Here is a 4,852-nt window from a genome sequence, read left to right as displayed (position 1 = left end):
GCCCACCGCCTGCCCGCCCACGCCGGCGCCGTCCAGGACGTCGCCTTCGCCCCCGACAGCCGCCTGCTGGCCACCGCCGGCGCCGACCGCCTCACCATCATCTGGGATCTGTTCCCGACTCCACCCACCGCCGCCCACTGACCGACCCGGACGCGCGGCGCGGTGCCGCGGAACACCATGATCACCGGACGGTCTACCGGCGGATAGGAGCATTGAATGCGACGGCGACGGCGACGGCGTCCTGCGATCATCGCGCTGCTCGGCGTCGACGGTGTGGGCAAGACCACCCAGGCGCGGTTACTCGCCCGCACCCTGAGCGCCGCCGGGCAGCCGGCCAGCTACTTCGAGAACGGCGGCGGCCGCCCGATCGTCGACGCGCTCGCCCGGCTGCTGGGCCGCCGCGACGGCCCCGACCTGCTCGGCTCCCGCGTCCACGTCGCCGTCGAGGCGACGTTCCGCGGGCTGGCGATCACCCGCGCGCTGGCACTGTCCCGCCTCACCGGCCGCATCGCGGTCATGGACCGCTACACCTACTGCCAGTATGCGGTCATGCGGCTGCGCGGCGACGGCGACGGGCGGCGGGTGCGTGCCGCCTACCGCCGTTTCCCCACCCCCGACCTGGTGGTGCTGTTCACCGTCCCGGCAGCACTCGCCCAGCAGCGGGTCGAACGCCGCGGCCGTGACCATGAGGAACTCGACCGGTTGATCGCCTTCGCCGAGGCCTACGCCGGCCTGCCGGAAGCTCCCACGTTCCACGAGCTGCCCGCCTCCGCCACCACCGACGAGGTCCACGCGGCCCTGTTCCCGCTGGTCACCGCCTCCCTCGGCCGCTGACCCGGCCGCCCTGGCGCGCGGCCGCGGGCCGCTCACCTGGCCAGGGAACGGGCCAGGCGCAGACCCACGTCGTCGAGGCGCAACGTCGGATGGCTGCGGCGACGCACCGAGGCCCGGCAGCTCCACGCCTCGTCGAACCATCCGCCGCCGCGCAGCACCCGGTAGGTGCCGTAGACCTCGGCGTCGTAGACGTCCCAGCACCATTCCCACACGTTGCCCAGCATGTCGTGCAGGCCCCACCCGTTGGGCGCCCGGCCGCCGACCTCATGCGGCCGCTCGCCGGCGTTGGCGCGATACCAGGCGATGTCGTCGAGCCGGCCGTAGCGGGGCCCCGTCGTGCCGGCGCGGCAGGCGTGTTCCCACTCCGCTTCGGTCGGCAGCCGGTATCCGTCAGCGCCGGCGTCGCAGGTCACCGTCTCACTGTCATCGTCACCGAGGGGTGCGCCCTCGACGACGGCGGGCAACCGGTACACCGGCGCGAGCCCCTCGTGTCGGGACAGGGCGTTGCAGAACCGGACGGCGTCCCACCAGCAGACGCCCTCGACGGGCAGCCGATCACCCTGAACGCTGCTCGGCCGCCGGCCGGTGACCTGTGCGTACTGCGCCTGGGTGACGGGGAAGGCCGCCAGCCGGTAGGAGGCGAGCTCCACCGACCAACGGCGCTGGGTGCGCCGGTCCGACAGCGTCACCTCCCCGGGCGGGATGGTGACCATCTCGGCGGACGTGACCGGCTGCATCCCAACGGCCACTGGCCGGCCTCGGGGCGACACCGAAGACTCGTCCTGCTCGATCAACGCGAAGAAGGTGTTGGCCGCGACGTAGACGAGCTCGAAGGGGCCGCCGGGGGCGTCGACGTCGGTGAAGTCGCCAACCACAGTGGTGATGTCGGATCCGCCGGGTTTGTCGTGGAGGCGGGCCAGCATTCGCGGGGAGGCGTCGATGCCGACGACCGTCGTCCCGCGGGCCGCCAGTCGACGGGCATAGCAACGTCGGCCAGCTGGGGATGCCGCTCGTCGTACACGTCGGCGATGCGTTCGCCGTAGGCCGCAGGGTCGACGTCGGTGTCGCGATGGGCCATGGTCGTCAGAGTGGCATCCGCACGCAGCCGGGCGCATCCCGTTTTTCGGTGCCAGGGCTGAGCGGCCGTCCCTGGGGCAGAAAGGCGAGGGCCGCGCGGAGGTTGCGTTCGACGATCTCAGGCTCGACCCGGGAGAGCGGGCCCGGATCGTCCTCATCCTCGGCGCCGGCCGTGTTCGACCGTCGCCTCGCTCTGGGCTGCGGCCGGCCGGGTGGGGGGCGCCGTCCAGTGCGCGGGGCGGGTCAGCGCCGCGGGCAAGGTGGTGGCCTCGTCGCCGCGGGCGGCGTCGAGCTGGGCCTGCACGACGAACAACGCCCCGCGCAGGTCCGCGCCGCTCACCTCGGCGCCGCGTAGATCCGCCCCGCGTAGGTCGGCGCCCCGTAGGTCGGCGCCGCGCAGGTCCGCTTCGATCAGCAGCCGGCCGGTCAGCTGCGCGCCCCGCAGGTCAACGCCGGCCAGGCGCGCGCCGACCAGGTCGATCCCGAGGTTTCGTGGATTCCCCGAGCCAAGATCGCGTGGCCGTCCCGCCAGGCCCCGGCCGCGGGCGCGGGCGGTGGGACGGCCCGCCGCGTCGACCCGCCCGGTGCGCAGCAGGGCGCTGGCGCGGGTGAGCAGGTCGTGCACGGTGCGGCGGTGGGCGGGCAGGTCCGCGGCGAGCAGGGTGTCGGCGTCGGCGCCGGTGAGGGCGACGGTCGCGGCGGTGGTGGCGTCCACCTCGGCGAGCAGGCCGGCGCGGGCGGCGATGTCGGCCGACGGACGGTCTGCGGCCGGCGGCGCGGCGAGCAGGCTGCGGGCTTCGGCGAGGTGGTGCAGGGACTCGTGCAGGGTGCGCATGACGGCGAACGCGTCGAACATCGGCGCGGCGTCGCCGGGATGGGTCCGCCAGTCCCGGCCGGCGAAGGTGACCTGGCTGACCTGCTGGCCGGCGCCGAAGCAGTCGAACACCGTGCAGCCGCGGAACCCGCGCGGGCGCAGCTCGTCGTGGATGGAGCAGTCGTGGCGTGCGCTCAGATGCCGGCACGGCATCCCCGGCGCCTTACTGATCGGGAAGTCCGCCGAGGTGGCGAAGCCCGGGGCGACGCAGCACAGCGCGAAGCAGTTCCCACAGTCGGCCGCCAACCGCGGACGGGCGGGGTCGGTCACCACGGGGGCCTCCTCGACATCGACGAATATGTCATGCTGGCGGACGCGACAGCTTCGGGAGGAAGCCGGTGCGAATCCGGCGCGGTCCCGCCACTGTCACCGGGAAGTGCGTCTTCCCGGGTGGGTCCACCAGCGCGACGCGGCGCGGGCGGCCCCTCCGGTGATCGTCACGCCCCGGCCGGGAGCAGATCTTCCGGTGCTGGGCAGTGGCAGTCGGGTCACGGCCGCAGCGTGCGGCTGGAAGGCCGAGGACGCGCGCCGATCCGGGAGCCAGGATACTCCCGGCCGTCGCAGGTGATGACCAAGGGCGAGGACCCTCCGGGAGGACATCGGCATGCCTGCAACACCGTCCCATCGAACGTCGCACCAGCCCCACCGGCGCGTGGTCGCGGCGGCGCAGGCGTGGTGAACTTCCCGCTGTCCGCCGTCGTCGGCGCCGACGACCTGCGCCTGGCACTGCTGCTCAACGCGGTCAGCCCGACACTGGGCGGCGTGCTCGTGCGCGGCGAGAAGGGCACCGCCAAATCCACCGCGGTGCGGGGGCTGGCCGCGTTGCTGCCCGGCGTCGAGGTGATCGTCGGCTGCCGGTTCGCCTGCGCGCCGAGCGCACCGGACCCGGACTGCCCCGACGGCCCGCATCCGGGCGGCGCGGCGCACGCCACCCGGGCGGCGCGGCTCGTCGAGCTGCCCGTCGGCGCCTCCGAGGACCGCGTCACCGGGTCCGTCGACCTCGACCGGGCGCTCGCCGAGGGGATCAGCGTGCTGCGCCCGGGGCTTTTGGCCGCCGCCCACCGCGGCATCCTCTACGTCGACGAGGTCAACCTCCTCGGTGATCATCTCGTCGATCTGCTGCTCGACGCCGCCGCGCTCGGCGTCGCCCACGTCGAACGCGACGGGGTGTCGGTGCGCCATCCGGCGTCGTTCCTGCTGGTCGGGACGATGAACCCGGAGGAAGGGGAGCTGCGCCCGCAGCTACTCGACCGGTTCGGGCTGACCGTGGGAGTCGCCGCCAGCCGCGACCCGGTGCTGCGCGCGCAGGTCGTGCGCCGCCGGCTGGCGTTCGAGGCCGACCCGGTGGCGTTCGCCACCGCCTGGGCACCGGCCGAGGCGGCCCTCGCCGCCCAGGTCGCCGACGCCCGCACCCGCCTGCGCGCCGTCACGCTGACCGACGCGGCGCTGCGCGCGGTGAGCACCGTGTGCGCCGGGGTCGACGTCGACGGGATGCGCGCGGACGTCGTCCTGGCGAAGACGGCGATGGCACTGGCCGCCTGGTCCGGGCATGGCACGGTCCGCGCCGGCGACATCCGCGCCGGTGCCCGCCTGGCCCTGCCGCACCGCCGCCGCCGCGGCCCGTTCGACGCCCCCGACCTCGACGACGCCACCCTCGACGCCGTCCTCGACGCCGCCCTCGACGGCCTCGACGCCACCGTCGACGCCGAACTCGCCGACCCGGCCACCGCCGCCACCCGCACAGCCGACGGCGACACCACCGCCACGTCCGGTGACGGCAGGAAGGTACGACAGGACCCGACCGGCGACGACCTCGACCCGAACGGCCACACCCCGCACCCGGACGACGACCCCGACGGCGACGGCCCGCATCGCGGCGGTCCCGACAGGGGCGGTCCCGACAGCGGCGGCACGCCCGGCGACGACGACCGCCCCGGCCCCGGCACCCCGACCGGCGCCGGCACCGGGGCGGACGGGCGGGGAACGACGGACGGCGCCGACCCGGCGGCGGGCCCGGCGGCCACGCCCGGCGCCGGCGATCCGCGGCTGCCCGCCGCCCCGCGCCCC

General features: G+C 75.2%; 5 protein-coding genes. 3 read left to right on the top strand and 2 right to left on the bottom strand.

Annotated elements, in window-relative coordinates; genetic code table 11:
- The first annotated feature begins 9 nt into the window (after positions 1-9).
- Together NBZ85_RS33435 and NBZ85_RS27675 are read left to right on the top strand one after the other, a co-directional pair.
- Positions 10-141 (top strand): WD40 repeat domain-containing protein, encoded by a 132-nt coding sequence (locus NBZ85_RS33435; RefSeq protein WP_368861451.1) that lies wholly within the window; start codon positions 10-12, stop codon positions 139-141.
- Positions 142-216: 75 nt separating this feature from the next.
- Complete coding sequence (locus NBZ85_RS27675) at positions 217-834, top strand: dTMP kinase (protein WP_261559997.1); 618 nt, start codon at positions 217-219, stop codon at positions 832-834.
- A gap of 32 nt (positions 835-866) precedes the next feature.
- On the opposite strand, the gene NBZ85_RS27670 is transcribed toward NBZ85_RS27675, so the two are convergent.
- Both NBZ85_RS27670 and NBZ85_RS27665 read right to left on the bottom strand, forming a co-directional pair.
- Complete coding sequence (locus NBZ85_RS27670; protein ID WP_261562935.1) at positions 867-1,949, bottom strand: SUMF1/EgtB/PvdO family nonheme iron enzyme; 1,083 nt, start codon at positions 1,947-1,949, stop codon at positions 867-869.
- 116 nt (positions 1,950-2,065) lie between these two features.
- Complete coding sequence (locus NBZ85_RS27665; RefSeq protein WP_261560010.1) at positions 2,066-3,058, bottom strand: pentapeptide repeat-containing protein; 993 nt, start codon at positions 3,056-3,058, stop codon at positions 2,066-2,068.
- Between the two features lie 399 nt (positions 3,059-3,457).
- Here NBZ85_RS27665 and NBZ85_RS27660 point away from each other — a divergent pair.
- On the top strand, positions 3,458-4,852 hold a 1,395-nt coding region (locus NBZ85_RS27660; RefSeq protein WP_261562933.1), incomplete at its 3' end, for a magnesium chelatase ATPase subunit I.

This window comes from Frankia tisae (genome assembly GCF_025403405.1).
In the GTDB taxonomy this organism is placed as follows: domain Bacteria; phylum Actinomycetota; class Actinomycetes; order Frankiales; family Frankiaceae; genus Frankia; species Frankia tisai.
This window is presented reverse-complemented; position numbering and strand designations above follow the sequence as displayed.

What these genes read in the sequence shown, in the direction of transcription:
- NBZ85_RS27670 (WP_261562935.1), bottom strand. Translation starts at nt 1,949, where the DNA reads ATGCGCCCGGCTGCGTGCGGATGCCACTCTGACGACCATGGCCCATCG.
- NBZ85_RS27675 (WP_261559997.1), top strand. Translation starts at nt 217, where the DNA reads ATGCGACGGCGACGGCGACGGCGTCCTGCGATCATCGCGCTGCTCGGC.